A 17,612-nucleotide genomic window follows, 5' to 3' on the forward strand; every position below is an offset into this window, starting at 1 on the left:
CGAACCCTTACCCCCCTGGTTTTTCGAATCCCTATAGTAGCGGCGCAGCCGCGTTTGCTAAAAATTACGAAGCAATTTTTATCCGAGGATGGCCTTCAGATCCTCGTCCGGTGTCGTTATGGGCATAATATTGAAATTCTTAACCAGTACGTCAAGCACGTTGGGGGAAATAAACGCCGGCAGGCTCGGTCCGAGCCGGATGTCCTTGATCCCCAGGTGCAGCAGAGAGAGCAGGATGACACAGGCCTTCTGCTCATACCATGACAATACCATGGAGAGCGGCAGGTCGTTGACATCGCATTCGAAGGCGTTGGCCAAGGCGACCGCAATCTGCACGGCGGAGTAGGCGTCGTTGCACTGGCCCACGTCCAGGAGCCTGGGAATGCCGCCGATGTCCCCGAGATCCATGTCGAAGAAACGGAATTTGCCGCAGGCCAGGGTCAATACAACACTGTCCGCGGGCACCTTTTCGACAAATTCGGTGTAGTAGTTGCGGCCGGGCTTGGCGCCGTCGCAGCCGGCAACCAGGAAGAAGTGCCTGATAGCCTTGTTTTTCACGGCTTCGATGACCTTGTCGGCCACGCCCAGGACGGCATTGCGGGCAAAGCCCACCATGACGGACTTACCGGGGGCATCCTCCTCAAACCCCGGCATGGCCAGCGCTTTTTCGACAAGCGGGGTGAAGTCTTTATCGACGAGGTGCGTCACGCCGGGCCAACCCACCAGGCCGGTCGTATAGATATTGCCCTTGTATTCATCTCTGGGTTTCTGGATGCAGTTGGTGGTCATCAGGATGGGCCCCGGGAAGGCGGCGAACTCCCTGGCCTGATTCTGCCAGGCGGTCCCGTAATGGCCGTAAAAGTGGTCGTATTTTTTAAGCTCCGGATAACCGTGACAGGGCAGCATCTCACCGTGGGTGTACACGTTGATGCCCTTGCCCTGACTTTGCTTCAGTACTTCTTCCAGGTCCTTGAGGTCGTGACCCGAGACCAGGATGGCCTTGCCCTTCTTCGCCCCCAGGGGGACACTGGTGGGGACGGGATGGCCGTAGGTCCCCGTGTTGCCGGCATCCAGAAGTTCCATGGCCTTGAGATTCACCTCGCCGCATTTCAGCGCCAGCCCGACGAGTTCGTCAACACCGATGTCGTCGTTGAGGGTGGCTGCCAGGCCTTCATAGATGAAGGCGTAAATGGCATCGTCCGTCTGGCCGAGGATACGGGCGTGGTCGGCATAGGCCGCCAGCCCCTTGATGCCGTATACGATAAGTTCTCTCAAGGAAAGGATGTCGGGGTTGAGATCGGGATTGGCCTTGACCCCCACGCCTCCCCCCTGGGCGACGAGTTCGTCCTTGGTGGCAGCCGCCTGAAAAACGGCGGCTGGCGCCGTGAAATCGACCTTGCCTCCTGCCGCGGCCACTTTTACCTTGAGCGCTTCCCTCAATTCGACGCTTCGATTGATCAGTTTGACGAAGCGTTCGGCATCGAAATTGACGTTGGTCAGGGTGGAAAAAATGGCTTCGCAGGTAAACCGGTCGACCTCGCTACTCCTGACACCGACCTTGCTACCCTCCACTGCATAGAGGGAGAGCCCTTTGAGCGCATGAATCAAAAGATCCTGCAGGGCGGCCGTATCGGGCTGCTTCCCGCAAACGCCTATTTTGGTGCACCCTTCGCCCTTTGCCGTCTGCTCACATTGAAAACAAAACATGGTTGCCTCCTTTACATTAGAAACGTTCAGTTATTTTTTTAGGGTCATTACCAATTTGCCAACGCTTTTCCTTAAACGTGATACCGAGTTTATCCTTATTTCTAACGCTAAAAATTATTGTTTGATGCTTTTTCATCCATGCACTCAAGCACCAATTGCCTGATGTTGATGTGCAGTTTATGGGATCGTGAACAATTTTTCCTTGACTTAAGTCAACACCAAATAAAATTTTTAACGCTTGACCATGAAAATAAGGCGTGAAATAATGCAACCCGCTTATATCTATAGTAAAAATTAAATCAAAAAAATATTCACCACAAAATTTTTTTTGCGGCGCAGCCGCATCCAATTTTAACGCGCAGCGATAAAATTATGGAAAAAATACTTGAAATCATAGCGCAGATTCCGATTTTCGAAGGTTTGTCCGAAGCGGAGTTGAAAGAACTGCGCCGGATAGCCAGGGACAGGTTTTACAACAAGGGGCAAACCGTTTTTTCAGAGGGTGACGAAGGAAACGGCTTTTACGTCGTGGCGGCGGGCAAGGTGAAGATCTACAAGATGTCGCAGGAGGGCAAGGAGCAGATCCTGCATATTTATGGACCGGGCAATCCCTTTGGCGAGGTGCCGGTGTTTTCGGGTAAAAGGTTCCCGGCCAATGCCCAGACCCTCTCGAAAAGCCACCTTCTGTTTTTTCCCCGTACGTCCTTTATAACGTTGATTTCCAACAACCCATCCCTTTGTCTGAATATGCTGGCGGTGCTTTCCATGCGTTTGCGGCAGTTCACCGTCCAGGTGGAGAATCTGTCTCTCAAGGAGGTTCCCGGCCGGCTTGCGTCCTATCTCCTTTACCTGGCGCGGGAACAGGAGAACGGGCACGTCGTTTCCCTGCCCATTTCCAAGGGGCAACTGGCCAGTCTTCTGGGAACCATCCCCGAAACCCTGTCCCGGATCCTGGCAAAAATGAGCGGCCGCCGGTTGATAGGGGTGGAGGGCGGCCGTATCGACCTGCTGGACCCTGCGGGGCTGGAGGAACTTGCCGAGACCGGGAAACTGTAATTACGAATTTGCGAAGTGAATTATTTTAACTAGAAATTGCATTTATTTGTGGAAGAGCGATATCGGAATCCGCAGGATTTAGGCAAAATTCCCCAATACCCTGCAGTTTGCTGCAGGGAGAGGAATTTTGTTCTTTCGAACAGGAGCGACGTAGTTGCGTTTCATAAAATCGTGAAACACGATTTTATTTTGCCGGATAATTGATTTCCTGCAGTTTTTCCTTGATCAGGGCCAGGCTTGCCGGGGCGTCCCACTCCACGTGCACGACCTTGGATTCCGGGTCTCCGGAAACGGCGCCGACACCCTCCATTTCACTCAATTCATTCTTGATGGCGGCCACACAGTGGCCACAGGATATATTGGGTATGGTTAGATCTTGCTTTTCCATGGTTTTTTCCTTTCCTTTTCGAATTCAGCGGACAATTTTTCAAAATCGGCAGGTTGCAACAGGTTGGCAAATCGTTGGCCTTTTTCGCTGTGCCGCTTATAGAAACTAATGCAGTAATCCACGATGGCAAGTACGTCGCTTTCGTCGAATATGCCGGGCAATTCCCTGGCCAGTTGAGGATGCCGCCCCAGTTTGCCCCCCAGAAGAACCCTGAACCCCCTCCTATCTTCGGCGATGGTGCCGGTTGGACAGGCAGCGATACATTTGCCGCAGTGCATGCAGGCATTAACGTCGATCGTCGGCCGGTCGGCCTCGGCGGGCAGTGCAGCGCAGTCGTCGGGACAGTCGTCGACACACGCGCGGCAGGCCGAGCAGGGTTCATCGGTCACCTGCGGTACGGCCGCCCCGATAATACCGATGTCTTTGATCTGGGGCTGGGAACAGGCATTGGGGCATTCCGCCAGGGCCACCCTGAATTCATGGTGGAACTTCAGGTCCGTGCCGACCTTGTTTTTCAAAAAGGCCAGGATGTCCGCTTTTTCGAAAATCCGTTCGATTTTTTCCAGCAGACGGTCGGTTTGCAACACCCGGTTGGGGCATCCAGCCCCGCCAAAACAGGTGCTCACCTGATAACCCTTCACCTCTTTGCCCATGTCGGCCATAAAGCGTTCCCGCGTTCGCTTGACGTCGGCCAGGGAAACGGTCTTTTTCCCGGCCCCGGCAGTCTCCGCCTCCACCCGCGTACGAACTTTTTTGCGAACAAAGAAGGGTACCTTTTTTAAAGCCTGTTCGGCCTCCTGACTCCAGCGCATAGCCGTTCACTCCAAAACACCGGCGGTTTTAATAAATCGTTCGCAAAGCGTTTGGTATTTTTTCAAATCTATAACCGTTAACAAGGTAAAAGCCTGCCGGCCGGTGCGGTATTATTCCTCGGCAATCGTTGTGCCTTATTTTGGGCTATAGGCCCGGATTTATAAGTAGCTATTCTACCTTCCTGAATGTTGATACGCCCCCTACCTGTTGCTACGGGCAAGAGGACACAACGCCCGACACCCGTCACCGTTGTTTGTCCAGCACTTCCTGGGCCCATCCCATGGCGGCGATCATGTTGGGGAAGCCGGTGGTGGTGATAGACAGAAGGATAGCTTGCCGAATTTCATCTTCGGTCGCCTGCGATGCGAGCGCCTTGCGCACGGCCGACATGACGGCACCCCTGGAATTCACCCCCACGGCGATGCCGAGTTTGATCAGATCCTGCGATTTGTTGTCCAACGGTCCTACATCACGGCAGATGCGGCCCAACGTTTTGTAATGATCGGTGATTTCGGGATACCTCTTGGAAAAATTTTCGAATGTTTTGGGTAGATACATGGGGCCTCCTCTGTTTGGCGTTGCGGTGCTGTTTATTTAAATGGTCACTCGAGCCCTTTATGTCAACAAAAAGCTGTATCAACCTAGTATAGGCGGCACCCCCGCCATAGGCGGGTAAGCCTCGACAACCCCTCAAGGCAGGCCAAAATTATCTCTTGGATATTGGAATTTATGGAATTGACATAGGTCGAGGTAATATCTATCTTGAAAAGATATTCCAAACGTGAGGAGATACATGAAAAGCAACCATCCGGTCTGGAAATTATTCGTGTCGGTAAAGCTGACCGTTTTCCTGCTGCTCTCCCTGGCCGCAACCTCGGTTATCGGGACGGTTATCAAACAGAATGCCACCCCGGACTATTATTTTCATAAATTCGGTCCGTTTTTTTCCCGCCTGTTCGATGTGCTGGGCATTTTCGACATGTACCATGCATGGTGGTTTCAGCTGCTGTTGATTTTATTGATCGCCAACGTCGTGGTCTGCTCCATCGATCGGCTTACGGCAACATGGAAACTGGTTTTTCCTAAAAAGAAAACCTTCAACCCAACCCGCTTTGAAAAGGTTAAAGAAAAGCAAACCTTTTCCACAAAACGCCCGCCGAGTGAACTGGAAAACGCGTATTCTTCCTTCGCCGCCAAAAAAATGGGTCGCCCGCAGGTGGAAAAGGCAACGGACGGTTTCCTCGTCTTTGCGGAAAAATGGCGTTGGACGCGGTTCGGGGTATATATCGTACACTTCAGCGTCATTTTGCTCATCGTGGGCGCCATCATCGGCAACCTGTTCGGCTTTAAAGGGTTTGTCACCATACCCGAAGGGGATTCCGTCGATCGGGTTCAGATCAGAAACAGCCGGCGCATGCAGCCGTTGGGATTCACGATTCGCTGTGATGATTTCTTTGTCAGTTTTCACGATACCGGGGCTCCCAAGGAGTTTCGTTCCAGCTTGACCATTCTGGAAAATGACAAGCCGGTGATGACCAAAGACGTCATCATGAATCACCCCCTTCGATACCGGGGCATCAGCATCTTCCAGTACAGTTACGGGGAAATGGCGCCTGAAAAAATGCCGGGGCATGACTTTTCCACCGACGACATTCACTTGAATTTTACCGTCAAATCCTCAGGGATGGTATATAAGCGCAGGGTGGAGATCGGCAAGCCGGTAGAGATCCCTGAAGGGTTGGGGCGTTTTACCCTGATGGAATTCAGACCTTCGGCCGATTTCAGAGGGCAGAACATCGGGGCGGCACTGGTAGGGGTGCTGACACCGTCGGACGGAGCGCCGGTGGAGGTGCTTTTGCCGCTGCACTTTCCAAATTTCGATAAAATGAGGCGTGGCGCAGTGGTGATATCCGTGGCCGATCAGAAAAAGGAAACCTTTTCACCGGCGAAAAAAGAACATATCCGCTACTATACCGGACTGGAGGTGAACAAGGACCCGGGGGTCTGGGTGGTTTACAGCGGATTTGTCATTATGATCGTCGGGTGCTTCGTGACTTTTTTCATGTCGCACCAGCAATTCTGCATAAAGGTCACGCGCAGCGAGCACGGCAGCAGCATCGAGGTCATGGGGGTCGCCAACAAAAACAAGATCGGCATGCAGCGCAAGGTGGCGGCCATCGCCGAGCAACTCAAAAAAAATGAACCGGGTGTTTCAGAAAAAAATAAGGGGTAGCCGATGAACAGCTCTCAATTATTGTCCTTTGTCACGTTCGCGTATGGTTTTGCCGCGACGCTGTATATCGTGGCCTGGGTCTTTAAAAAAGCTTCGCCGGCTCGGATTGCCAAATGGGCCCTCATGATCGGCGCCGTTGCCAATGCCGCCGGATTTTTGCTGCGGTGGAAAGAATCGTATGCCATCGGCTACGGCCATGTGCCCCTTTCCAACATGTACGAATCCCTGGTCTTTTTCGCCCTGACCATCGGAGCTATCTACCTGTTCATCGAGTTTCGCTATAAAACACCCGTGTTGGGTGCCTTTGCAACCCCCATCGCTTTTCTGGCCATGGCCTACGCTTCCCTGTCGCCCCACGCCAGTGACAAAATCCAGCCCCTGATTCCCGTTCTGAAAAGCAACTGGCTGATCGCCCATGTGATGACATGCTTTCTTGGCTACTCGTCCTTTGCCGTGGCTTTCGGCATCAGCCTCATGTACCTGATCAAACACCGGGCGCCGGACCGGGAGGGCGGGATTTTGGGACGGCTTCCCGGGTTGAAAGCACTGGACGAGCTTACCCATCAGATGGTCATGTTCGGTTTCCTGTTTCTTTCCGTGGGCATCATCACCGGTGCGGTGTGGGCCAATTCCGCCTGGGGCACGTACTGGTCCTGGGACCCCAAGGAGACCTGGTCCCTGATCACCTGGTTTGTCTACGCCACGCTGCTGCACGCACGCATGATGCGGGGGTGGTACGGGAAGAAAATAGCCTATCTGTCTATTATCGGATTCGGCGCTGTGATGTTTACCTATTTCGGCGTCAATTTCCTACCCGGGTTGCACAGCTACGGGTCCATGTAGCCCCAAGCGCTTCATACGGAACACCTTAATCTCAGGTTTTTGCAGCACTGAGGTTAAAAATGACAATTTTCGCCACAAACGCTTGCTTTTTTGGGGGGCATTGGGTAAAGGCTGACACGTTTTTTCGAGACGATCGAATATCAGCCAGTTTTACCAGGAGTGTTAACGATGCCCAAGTTCCGCAGGGCCTACAAATCGAACAAGGAGATCGGCTGGTTTCCGGGCAACGGAACCTTCGACCGGGGCGTGCATCCTCCCGAACGCAAAACGTTCTCCGGTGACGCCGCCATAGAGATCGTACCCACCCCGGAAAAAGTGGTTTTACCCCTGCTGCAGCACATTGGGGGCCCCTGCACCCCCGTGGTCAAGCCCAAGCAGGAGGTCCTTTTCGGTGACAGGGTCGGCAAGGGGGAGGCTTTTGTTTCGGCTTCTCTGCATGCGCCGTTGAACGGGATCGTCCAGAAAATGGAGGTGGCCACCCTGGCCAACGGGAGGCACGTGCAGGCCATTGCCATTCGAAGCCACGGAGAGCAGACTTCCGGCCAGGACCTGTGGGACCAGATGTACGGAGGCAAGTGGCCCCAGAAAACATACCAGGCCATGGATCCGGAAAAAATCAGTGCGGCCATTCACGACGCGGGTATTGTCGGACTCGGCGGTGCGGCTTTTCCCACGCATGTTAAAATCTCTCCGAATGAAAAAAAACCCATCCACACGCTGATCGTCAACGGGTGCGAGTGCGAACCGTATCTGACCACGGATTACCGGTTGATGGTGGAAGCGCCGGAAGCGATCGTGGCCGGGGCCATGCTTGCACTGCGTGCGGTGGGTGCCAAGAAAGCCTACATCGGCGTCGAGGACAACAAGGTGGAGGCCATTGCATCCCTGCGACGGACAGCCGCCGGTGCAGGGATCAATATTGCCATCTTGAAAACGAAATATCCACAGGGCAGCGAAAAGCACCTGATCAAGGCGGTCCTGAACCGCGAAGTCCCTCTGGGCGGCCTTCCCTCGGATATAGGGGTCGCCATGACCAATGTCGCCACGGTCACATCCATTGCCCGGGCGGTCATGCGGCGTATACCGCTGACGCATCGGGTTGTCAGTGTCACCGGCGGCGGCATTGCCCAGCCAAAAAACCTGCTGGTTCCCATCGGCATATCCATGGGGGCTTTGATCGAATTCTGCGGCGGCCTGCGTAAAACAGCCGCCAGGATGGTGGCCGGAGGCCCCATGATGGGCTTCTCCTTCAGCAACCTGAATATGCCCGTCACCAAAGGCACGAGCGGCATCACGGTGCTGACCCACGCCGAAATCCGCCGGGTGGATCAAACGGTTTGCATCCGGTGCGGCCGGTGTGTGGATGTGTGTCCCATGAATCTGGTGCCCACCAAGCTGGCCATGGCTTCCCGCCTGCAGGAACTGAACGTGGCACGGACCTATAATATTATGGCATGCTTCGAGTGCGGTTCCTGTGCCCATATTTGTCCTGCAGGCCTGCCGTTGGTGCAGCTTATCCGCACCGGTAAAGCCATGTTGGCGAAAGAGGCAGCGTAGCGCCATGATCGATAAGACAGACACCGCTTCGCCGGAAATTCACGTGGCGCCGTCGCCCCACGTGTCGAACATGGGCATGACGACCCGGGGGATGATGCGCGATGTGTTGATCGCCCTCGTTCCCGTAACCGCAGCGGCATTTCTTTTCTTCGGGTGGCTGGCAGCCAAGCAGCTGATAATCTGCCTTGCGGCGTGTCTTGCGGCCGAAGCCGTTTTTACCCACATGCGGGGAAAACAGTTGTCCTTGACGGACCTGTCCGCCATCGTCACCGGTTGCATTCTGGGGCTTTCCCTGCCGGCAACGGCACCCTGGTACGTGGGCTGCATCGGCTCCATCGTGGCTATCGGCATCGGCAAGATCGTGTTCGGCGGGTTGGGCATGAACATTTTCAACCCGGCCATGGTAGGAAGGGCGTTTGTGATGATCGCCTTTGCCGGCAGCATGGCGGCTTCCGGATATATTCTTCCCGGTGAAAGCGTGGATGTTATTTCTCAGGCAACGCCTCTGACGGCTTTCAAGCAGTCCGGTATGGTGATGCCGCTGGCGTCACTGGTTCTGGGTAGCGTCAACGGCTCTCTCGGTGAAACCAGCGTGGTGGCGTGTCTTTTGGGCGGCATCTATCTTTGTTGGCGCCGTGCGGCGGCCTGGGAAATACCGGCCGGCATTTTGACGAGCGTGTTGGTTCTCGCCGGGATAGTGAACCTGGTCAACCTGACGTCCGACTGGACGGTCCTGCATCAGATGGCCAGCGGGTCCCTGCTGTTCGGCGCTTTTTTCATTGCGACCGATCCGGTCACGAGCCCGCTTACCGCGAGGGGCCGGTGGATTTACGGAGTCGGCATCGGCGCGGTGATCATGCTGCTGCGTCTGTTTTCCGGTTATCCCGAAGGTGTCATGTTTGCGGTACTGCTGATGAACGCGCTTACGCCCCTGATCAACCGGTGGAACATACCACGGCCCTTCGGAGGTGCATAAGTGACGCAGGCGCAGACATCGGAAAACGGTAAAATGCCGGCCCCGAGGAAAGGCGGACATCTTTTCCAGGCCTGGCTGGTGTTGCTGCTTGCGGTTATTTTCGGTGCATGTTTATCAGCCGTGCATGTCAGCCTGAGCGGCAGGATTTCCGATAACAAGCTGAACGAAAGCCTGGAAAAGATTCCCGAACTGATCTGGGGCGGTATGGAGCAAGGCGCCCCTCCTGACCAAGCGTCGATAGATATCGCCCCGGGGAGGATAGCGGTAACCAGTGGCCAACGCACGACCTACTATCCTGTTTTCCGGGTGAATGCAGAAGGGGCACTGGCAGGATGGGTGCTCAAGGCCGCCGGGCAGGGGTATGCCGGGAAAGTCGAGCTTCTCCTGGGGCTGAATCCGGCCGGAGACAAGATTACCGGGCTGTTCGTACTGGGGCAGTCGGAAACGCCGGGACTGGGCAACAAGATAAGCTCCCCCGAATGGCTGGCCCAGTTTGCAGGGCAGCGGACGGCCGCTCCCCTGAAAGTGGTAAAGGGCGGCGAGCCCGCGCCGGGGGTTATCGATGCCATAACCGGGGCCACGATCTCATCGCGAAGCGTGACCGGCATCGTCAACCGGGCCATCGGGGAAACGCGGGGCCTCCTCACCCCCGAACAGATGAAGCTCACTGAAAGGTCGCAATGATGGCAAACCTTCCAACCCCAATGGAGCGGTTCGTGCAGGGCATACTGCCCGAAAACCCGGTATATCGTCAGTTTCTGGGGCTCTGCCCCACACTGGCGGTGACCAACGGGCTGAAGCAGGCCATGACCATGGCCCTGGCGGTGGGCGTCGTCCTGCTGTGCGCCAACACCATCGTCAGCCTGATTCGCAACCTGTTGAAGCCGCACCTGCGCATCGTCGTTTTTACCCTGACCATCGCTACCTTTGTCACCGTCGTGGACCGGGTGCTGGCAGCCTACATGTACCAGATGAGCAAGACACTGGGTCCCTACATCCCGCTGATCATCGTAAACTGTATCATCATCTGCCGCTGTGAAGTGTGTGCTTCGCGGCAGTCAGTGGGCACCGCCGCGGCGGACGCCATCGGGCAATCCATCGGATTCGGGCTTGCCCTTGCCAGCATCGCCACGGTGCGGGAAATCCTGGGGACCGGCACGCTGGCCGGTTTTCAGGTGATGCCGGACAGCTGGCCGGCCTGGGTGGTGATGGTGCTGCCGCCCGGGGCTTTTATGACCTTCGGCCTGCTGGTGGCCCTGGTCAACTGGATCGACAGCATCCGTCGTAAAAGCGAGAGGAGGGGATAGGCCATGGATTATTTGTTCGACATCCTGCTGATTTCCCTGAGCGCGGCGTTGATAAACAATTTCGTACTCTACTATTTTGTGGGTATCTGCCCTTTTATCGGCGTGTCCAGGCAGGTGGGCATGGCCGTGGGCATGGGAAGTGCGGTCACCTTTGTCATGACGGTGGCGGTATTCCTGAGCTGGTCGATCACCACGCTCATTCTGGTGCCGGGAGCACCCCTCTCCAGCTGGGTGGCGGGATTTTTCCTGCCGGCAGAGCAGGCAGCCGCTATCGATATGACCATTCTGACCTACATTGTTTATATATTTTCCATTGCCTCCTCGGTGCAGTTCGTGGAGATGTATGTGCGCAAGTTCTATCCGTCGCTGTACAAGACCTTCGGTGTGTTCCTGCCGCTGATTACCACCAACTGCGCCATTTTGTTCGCCTGCCTGACCGTGATGAGCAACATCGTCGGCGTTGAGAATCCGGAGGAGGCCTGGGATTTGGGGCGCGCGCTGGCCCTGGGATTTTTCGGCGGAGTCGGGTTCACCATTGCCATCGTAATCATGGCGGGAATACGCGAGGAACTCGATATGTGCGATGTCCCCAAGGTTTTCCGGGGAACGGCCATTACCCTCATCGTGGGGGGAATACTGGCCATGGCCTTCATGGGGTTCACCGGGGTCGACAGCGGCATCCGGGTGGCGGTGACCGGTGCCCCGTGATCGGGTTCGCAGGTGGTCAGAAGGCGAGTCGGTAAGCGTGTCTACGGCCGCTGAGTTGACTCCCAACCTCATGGACGACTGACCACACACAGGATTTACACTGAATAATGAAAAGCATGCAAGTCGGACTGAACGAAGATAGCGGGAACCACTCGCATGGGGTGGCACGATGACCTGGGTGACCATTGGATTGTCGGCCGGGACCCTTTTCGGCATGGCCATCGTGCTGACGAGCATCCTGGGATGGGCCAACAAAAAATTTTATGTCGATGTCGACGAGAGGGTGTTGGCCGTTCTCGACGCGCTTCCCGGGGCCAACTGCGGCGGGTGCGGTTACGTGGGGTGCGGAGAATATGCCGAGGCCGTCGTGCTGGAAAAAGAGGCGGTGAATCTGTGCACCGTGGGGGGACAGAACTGTGCCGTGGCGGTGGCCGGCATCATGGGCGTGGAGGTGGGCACCATGCTGCCTTTTCGCCCCATTATTCACTGCGGGGCCCACTATGACGACCGCCTGGGACGCAGCGCGTACCGCGGCGAGGAACGATGTACGGCCGCCAATCTGGTGACGGATGTCCAGGGATGCATTTACGGATGCCTCGGGTTCGGTGACTGCGCCCGGGCGTGCAATTTCGATGCGCTGCACGTTGTCGACGGACTGGCCACGGTGGATTATGAGAAATGTGTGGGCTGCGGCGCCTGCGCCAAGACCTGTCCGCGCAATATCATCACGATGACGCCCTTCAAGTCCGACCGGGTGCTGGCGGTGACCTGCTCCAACAAGGACAAGGGCAAGGACGTCATGGCCGTTTGTAAGGTGGGCTGCATCGGGTGCGGTGCCTGTACCCGAAAATCGGACTTGTTCACGCTTGAAAACAACCTGTCCACCATCAACTATGACGCTTACACGGCCGAGTGCCCGCTGGAAGTGCTGGAGGCTTGTGAAAAATGCAAACGCCACCGGCTGGTGTTCGTGGGCAAGCCAAGTGCGGACGATATTGAAAAGACAGCTGACAAGGAACTCCCGGAGGTGGTGGAGCCCGAGTTCAAAACCACGGTGGATGACATGGAGTGGAGAGGCTAATGCCCGAACCTCAAGGTTGCAATGCTGGGGTGAATTTTATACGCTATTTGTCTGGGATCTGTAATCGGTGACAACCATATTTTAGGAGGCTTCGTGGAAAGCAGGGTCAAAAATAAAATACTTTTGGCCGTGGACGGATCGGACCAGGCTCTGGAAGCAATCCGCTACGCCTGTGCCATGATGCCGGTCGAGCAGACGGAATTCGTCCTGTTTTATGTGGGCACGGGATTTCCCGAAGTTTTCTGGGACATGAATGGAAACCCGCTATACCGCACCAAGAAGGTGGGGGTCATGGGCTGGTTGGCAACCAGCCAGCTGGTCATGGGTGAGTTCAAGGAAAAAGCCTTCAAGATACTGGCTGATGCCGGTTTCGGGCGGGACGCCGTTCGCGTCAATACCCGTGCCAAACGCACCGGCGTTGTAAAAGACATTATCCAGGAAACCTACCAGAATTACGGCGCCATCGTCATCGGTAATACGGGTATGAGTCGCATAAAGGACCTTTTGGCCGGCAGCATGGCCAAAAGGCTGGCCAACAAAGTGAAACACATGCCGTCGGTGATCGTGGACGGCAAGCCGGCCCCGGGCAGGATTTTGATCGCGCTGGACGAGTCGATAGAATCCATGCGCGGCGTCAGCAGTGTTGCCGCTTTGATTGGGGCGTCCAACCCGACAGTGACCCTGTGCCACTGCCTGTATCCCAAAACGATTTTCCGTTCTTACGAAAAATCACAGGATATCGACGCTGCCGAAGAGGACTGGCAGGCCTACCACGAAAGCCGGTTCAAACCCTACATGGACGAGGCCACCCAGCGTCTGGTGGATGCCGGCATCGCCGCGGAGAACATCAGCCGGGAAATCGTTCTGACCAGAGGCAATATCATCGAAAAGATCATCGGGGTGGCGCTGAAAGGGGATTTCGGAACCATCGTCGTGGGGCACCGTGAAGCCGCCGGATTTTTCGAGGCCCACTTCAGGGGGCGTTTCAGCGACAGGATTATCGATTCACTCGAAAACAGGGCCGTGTGGGTGGTGTCCTGATGGCAGCCCGTATCAACATGACGCGCTGGTTGTCTAAAAAGATTGCGGGCCACCTTCGGGACTTCCATCGTAGGATGGACCATCCACTACATCGTCACTGTGTAAGCTAGACTTGATCCGCCATTTCGGTATGACACTATCTGCATTTTTTGCCAAAGTGGGAATATCCTCCATTGTATCACCGGTCAGGGCATGGCAGGATTAAACACAAAACACCCCGTTCAAGACATTTGAAACATCCCATTTCTTGACCCATCTTAACAAATCATGTATATTTCTAATAATCACTTAAATCATAGCTGATTTGAAGTCGAATCACCGCAGTTGAATCTGAGCTCATCAGAATCTTGACCTGTTCTCACCTTTCTTTTTTGTATCATCTTCTATTAATCTCTAAATGCTGAAACGAAGGTGATCTCCATGCCTCCTGAAGAAAAAGTCACACGTAAACTGAGTGCCATTCTTTCAGCCGATGTCAAAGGCTACAGTATTCTGATGGCTGACGATGAGGTTCACACAATTCAGACCTTGAAGGCATATCGGCAAATCATTTCAGATTTAATATCCGAGCATTCAGGTCGTGTCGTGGACAACCCCGGTGATAATATCCTCGCTGAGTTCAGGAGTGCGGTAGATGCCGTTGGGTGTGCCGTTAAAATCCAAAGAAAATTGGATCAAAAAAATTCTAAATTTGTCGAGGAAAAAAAGGTTAGGTTTCGAATTGGGGTCAACATTGGTGATGTCGTACAGGATGGAGACCGTATTTATGGCAACGGCGTTAATGTCGCTGCCAGAATAGAGGGTTTGGCTGAACCTGGTGGCGTGTGCATATCACGGAATGCATATGATCACATTAGCGACAAGCTAAATTTTGGATATAAGTATCTTGGCGAGCATTCTGTTAAGAATATTAAAAAGCCGGTCAGAGTATACAAACTCCTAATGGCTGATGAAGATGCTGGAAAGTTAATCGGTGATGTGCCGAAACCTGTCGTAAAAAACTGGATATGGGCAACCATCGTGGTTGCTGCGATTGTTATCACATCAGTTGCCTGGCAAGTTTATCAGAAGATGGCTAAGCCGGATTTTGAACCTGCGAAGGTTGAAAAAATGGCTTTCCCCTTACCCGACAAACCATCTATTGCGGTGCTTCCATTCGCGAACGTTGGAGCAGATCCCGAGCAGGACTATTTTAGCGACGGGATCACAGACGACTTGATTACCGATCTTTCCAAGGTTTCAGGGTTGTTCGTCATCGCCCGTAATTCGGTTTTCACCTACAAGGGAAAGCCCGTCAAAGTGCAGCAGGTTGCGGAGGAACTCGGTGTTCGATATGTGCTGGAGGGTAGTGTCAGAAGAGGGGGCGATAAGCTGCGTGTGAACGCGCAACTTGTCGACGCCACCACGGGTCATCACCTCTGGGCTGATCGCTATGACGGCCACATCGACGATGTATTCGAGCTGCAGGACAAGATAAACCAGAAGATCATCGCGGCTCTAGCTGTACAGCTGACAGTTGGTGAAAAGGAAACCGTTGATCGCAAGTATACTGATAGCATTGCGGCTTACGATGCCTTCCTGCAAGGTCGAGCCCATTATCTGCGGCGCACGCCGGAGGATTTCGCAGAGGCGGTCAGATACTTTAAAAAGGCCGTTGAACTGGATCCCGGCTATAGCCGGGCTTATGCCATGCTGGCGCTAACCTACTGGGAGAGTCACCATAATTTTTGGAACCAGAGCCTGGGAGTGCCGTGGTACGGGGCGCGAATCAGAGCCCAGACCTATTTGCAAAAAGCCATGAAGAACCCTACCGCTTTAGTATACCAGGTCGAGTCCAGAATATTGATCGGGTTGCATAAACACAAAGAGGCCTTGAACAAGGCGGAATGCGCCATCTCCATGGATCCCAATGACGCCAATAGCTACCTGTATATGGCGTATGCACTGATACACGCAGGCAGACCGGAAGAAGCGTTCGACTTCATCAAAACCGCAATTCGAATCGATCCTAATTATCCCGCCTATTATCTGTTTGTCCTCGGGTTGGCACACTTCAACTGTGAGCAATTCAAAAAGGCCGCTAGCGTGCTTGAAAGAGCTCTTCAGCGAAATCCTGTAAACTATGTCCCGCTAATTTACCTCGCGGCCGCTTACGCCCATCTAGGTCGTAAACAAGATGCGAAAGCAGCCATTCAGAAGCTCAATGAGTGCCTGCCAGTCGTATCCGTTGATTTTGAAAGCCATCCAGTCATGGCAGGCAGATACAAGCGCTCCGAAGACAGGGATCGCCTGCTTGATGGGTTACGAAAGGCAGGGTTGCCGGAAACGCCTTATGACATTTTACACCAACTTGGAAATGGCTGAGGATAACGACAAGCGTTTACCCCCAACGCAACCCGTTATTTAAAAACAAGGAGTTATAAGCCCATGAAACGATTAAGAAACAAAAAGAGGCAGGGGAGGCATATAGACAACATATCCAGGAGAGATTTTTTAAAAACGGTTGGTACGGGATTGGTTGCCACCGGGTTGGGAAACGACATCATCCGTCCAAGAAGGGTTCGCGCGGGCAAAAGGCGGCTGAAGATTCTTCAGTGGAGTCACTTTGTCTCCCCTTTCGACGATTGGCTTGACAACACATATGTCAAGGAGTGGGGAGAGAAGAATGGCACAGAGGTCTCCGTGGACCACATAAGCTACGCCCATTTGAAGTATAAGGCGGTTTCTGAAGTCAAGGCACAAGAAGGGCACGATCTGTTCATGTTCGTAGATCCGCCCCCAGCCTTCGAGGGACAGGTAATTGATCACGGCGATATCTACAGGAAATGTGAAAAAAGATATGGCAAGGCGATTACGTTGGCCCTCAAAAGTACGTACAACCCCAGGACAGGAAAGTATTTTGGCTTTTGCGACAGCTACGGCCCCGATCCGATTAACTACCGGAAGGATCTCTGGGAAGGGGTAGGCTTTTACCCCGATACCTGGGAAGATGTGCGCATCGGTGGTGCCAAGATAAAACGTAAATACGGCATTCCGGTCGGTATTGGTCTTTCCAAAGATATAGACTCCAACATGGCTATGAGAGCCATTTTGTACTCTCATGGAGGTTCGGTTCAGGACGAAGAGGGAAATGTGGTTCTCAATTCTAAGCAGACCCTGGAAGCAGTTAAATTCGTCCGCGCACTTTTCGAAGAAGCGATGACGGCCGAGGTCTTGAACTGGGACTCCGCCTCCAACAATAGCTTCATGCTGGACGGCAAGGGTTCTCTGGTTGTAAACGCCATTTCCATCAGCCGCACTGCAGAAAAAGAGGAGGAGTATGACGAAATTGAAGGTAAAATTTGGCTGGCCAAGGCACCCGCGGGTCCTGTGAGACGCGTAGGTCTGGCACACATCATCAGCGTTTATGTTATCTGGAAGTTTGCCGAGAATATCGAGGGTGCCAAACAGTTCCTCGTCGACTATATCGGTAACTTCAGAAGTGCGTTTCTGGCAAATGAGTTCTACAATTTCCCTTGCTTTCCCGACACTGTTCCAGATATCGACACGCTCATTGCCGAAGATGTCAAGGCCGAACCACCTAATAAGTATGCGGTGCTTGGGGATGTAACAAACTGGACCGCCAATGTGGGCTATCCCGGACATACCAACGCCGCCATAGACGAAATTTTTGGTACCGGTCTGATTACAACCATGTTCAAACGAGCTGCCACCAATGAAATGAGGCCGGAAGATGCTGTCAAACAGGCAGAGGCAAAATGCAAGGAGGTTTTTGCCGCCTGGAAGCGGAAGGGGTTTGTATAATTTCAAAGGAAAATGATTCATCTTCCCAGTAGACTTGCGATGGCTCCAATTATCTAATGCAATAAGTCTCCCCTGAGAGCCTGCAATACCATGCTGTC

At 54.0% G+C, this 17,612-nt stretch carries 17 protein-coding genes; 12 read left to right on the forward strand and 5 right to left on the reverse strand.

Annotated features, from left to right (window positions below; translation table 11 throughout):
• Positions 1-78: 78 nt before the first annotated feature.
• Both hcp and LJE94_03865 read right to left on the reverse strand, forming a co-directional pair.
• Complete coding sequence (gene hcp / locus LJE94_03860) at positions 79-1,707, reverse strand: hydroxylamine reductase (GenBank protein MCG6909244.1); 1,629 nt, start codon at positions 1,705-1,707, stop codon at positions 79-81.
• Between the two features lie 16 nt (positions 1,708-1,723).
• Positions 1,724-2,056 (reverse strand): hypothetical protein, encoded by a 333-nt coding sequence (locus tag LJE94_03865; GenBank protein MCG6909245.1) that lies wholly within the window; start codon positions 2,054-2,056, stop codon positions 1,724-1,726.
• A gap of 23 nt (positions 2,057-2,079) precedes the next feature.
• Between LJE94_03865 and LJE94_03870 the strand changes: the two genes are divergently transcribed.
• On the forward strand, positions 2,080-2,763 hold the full coding sequence (locus tag LJE94_03870) for a Crp/Fnr family transcriptional regulator (GenBank protein MCG6909246.1): 684 nt from the start codon (positions 2,080-2,082) through the stop codon (positions 2,761-2,763).
• A gap of 184 nt (positions 2,764-2,947) precedes the next feature.
• Here the strand turns inward: LJE94_03870 and LJE94_03875 are convergent, their stop codons facing one another.
• The 3 genes from LJE94_03875 to LJE94_03885 form a co-directional block, all read right to left on the reverse strand.
• Complete coding sequence (locus tag LJE94_03875; protein MCG6909247.1) at positions 2,948-3,151, reverse strand: heavy-metal-associated domain-containing protein; 204 nt, start codon at positions 3,149-3,151, stop codon at positions 2,948-2,950.
• Positions 3,133-3,963: a 4Fe-4S dicluster domain-containing protein gene (locus tag LJE94_03880; protein ID MCG6909248.1), complete on the reverse strand. Its 831-nt coding sequence runs from the start codon at positions 3,961-3,963 to the stop codon at positions 3,133-3,135. The genes LJE94_03875 and LJE94_03880 overlap by 19 nt, the downstream gene beginning before the upstream one ends.
• Before the next feature lie 244 nt (positions 3,964-4,207).
• The gene (locus tag LJE94_03885) at positions 4,208-4,522 is read right to left on the reverse strand and encodes a carboxymuconolactone decarboxylase family protein (protein ID MCG6909249.1); all 315 of its coding nucleotides are present in this window, start codon (positions 4,520-4,522) and stop codon (positions 4,208-4,210) included.
• A 235-nt stretch (positions 4,523-4,757) separates the two neighbouring features.
• Here LJE94_03885 and LJE94_03890 point away from each other — a divergent pair, with 235 nt between their 5' ends.
• From LJE94_03890 to LJE94_03940, 11 genes are all read left to right on the forward strand, one after another.
• Entirely contained in the window at positions 4,758-6,197 is a 1,440-nt protein-coding gene (locus tag LJE94_03890; GenBank protein MCG6909250.1) for a cytochrome c biogenesis protein ResB, read from the forward strand.
• 3 nt (positions 6,198-6,200) lie between these two features.
• Positions 6,201-7,040: a c-type cytochrome biogenesis protein CcsB gene (ccsB, locus tag LJE94_03895; GenBank protein MCG6909251.1), complete on the forward strand. Its 840-nt coding sequence runs from the start codon at positions 6,201-6,203 to the stop codon at positions 7,038-7,040.
• 168 nt (positions 7,041-7,208) lie between these two features.
• On the forward strand, positions 7,209-8,597 hold the full coding sequence (gene rsxC, locus LJE94_03900) for an electron transport complex subunit RsxC (GenBank protein ID MCG6909252.1): 1,389 nt from the start codon (positions 7,209-7,211) through the stop codon (positions 8,595-8,597).
• 4 nt (positions 8,598-8,601) lie between these two features.
• Positions 8,602-9,573, forward strand: a complete 972-nt coding sequence (locus tag LJE94_03905) for an RnfABCDGE type electron transport complex subunit D (GenBank protein ID MCG6909253.1) — start codon at positions 8,602-8,604, stop codon at positions 9,571-9,573.
• Complete coding sequence (locus LJE94_03910; GenBank protein MCG6909254.1) at positions 9,574-10,257, forward strand: FMN-binding protein; 684 nt, start codon at positions 9,574-9,576, stop codon at positions 10,255-10,257.
• A 20-nt stretch (positions 10,258-10,277) separates the two neighbouring features.
• Complete coding sequence (gene rsxE, locus LJE94_03915; protein MCG6909255.1) at positions 10,278-10,880, forward strand: electron transport complex subunit RsxE; 603 nt, start codon at positions 10,278-10,280, stop codon at positions 10,878-10,880.
• Positions 10,881-10,883: 3 nt separating this feature from the next.
• The gene (locus tag LJE94_03920) at positions 10,884-11,588 is read left to right on the forward strand and encodes an RnfA-Nqr electron transport subunit (GenBank protein MCG6909256.1); all 705 of its coding nucleotides are present in this window, start codon (positions 10,884-10,886) and stop codon (positions 11,586-11,588) included.
• A 169-nt stretch (positions 11,589-11,757) separates the two neighbouring features.
• Complete coding sequence (locus tag LJE94_03925) at positions 11,758-12,669, forward strand: RnfABCDGE type electron transport complex subunit B (GenBank protein MCG6909257.1); 912 nt, start codon at positions 11,758-11,760, stop codon at positions 12,667-12,669.
• Between the two features lie 93 nt (positions 12,670-12,762).
• Positions 12,763-13,710 (forward strand): universal stress protein, encoded by a 948-nt coding sequence (locus tag LJE94_03930; GenBank protein MCG6909258.1) that lies wholly within the window; start codon positions 12,763-12,765, stop codon positions 13,708-13,710.
• Positions 13,711-14,130: 420 nt separating this feature from the next.
• Positions 14,131-16,074 (forward strand): adenylate/guanylate cyclase domain-containing protein, encoded by a 1,944-nt coding sequence (locus LJE94_03935; protein MCG6909259.1) that lies wholly within the window; start codon positions 14,131-14,133, stop codon positions 16,072-16,074.
• 63 nt (positions 16,075-16,137) lie between these two features.
• Entirely contained in the window at positions 16,138-17,514 is a 1,377-nt protein-coding gene (locus LJE94_03940; protein MCG6909260.1) for an extracellular solute-binding protein, read from the forward strand.
• The last annotated feature ends 98 nt before the right edge of the window (positions 17,515-17,612 follow it).

This window comes from Deltaproteobacteria bacterium (genome assembly GCA_022340465.1).
GTDB lineage: Bacteria > Desulfobacterota > Desulfobacteria > Desulfobacterales > B30-G6 > JAJDNW01.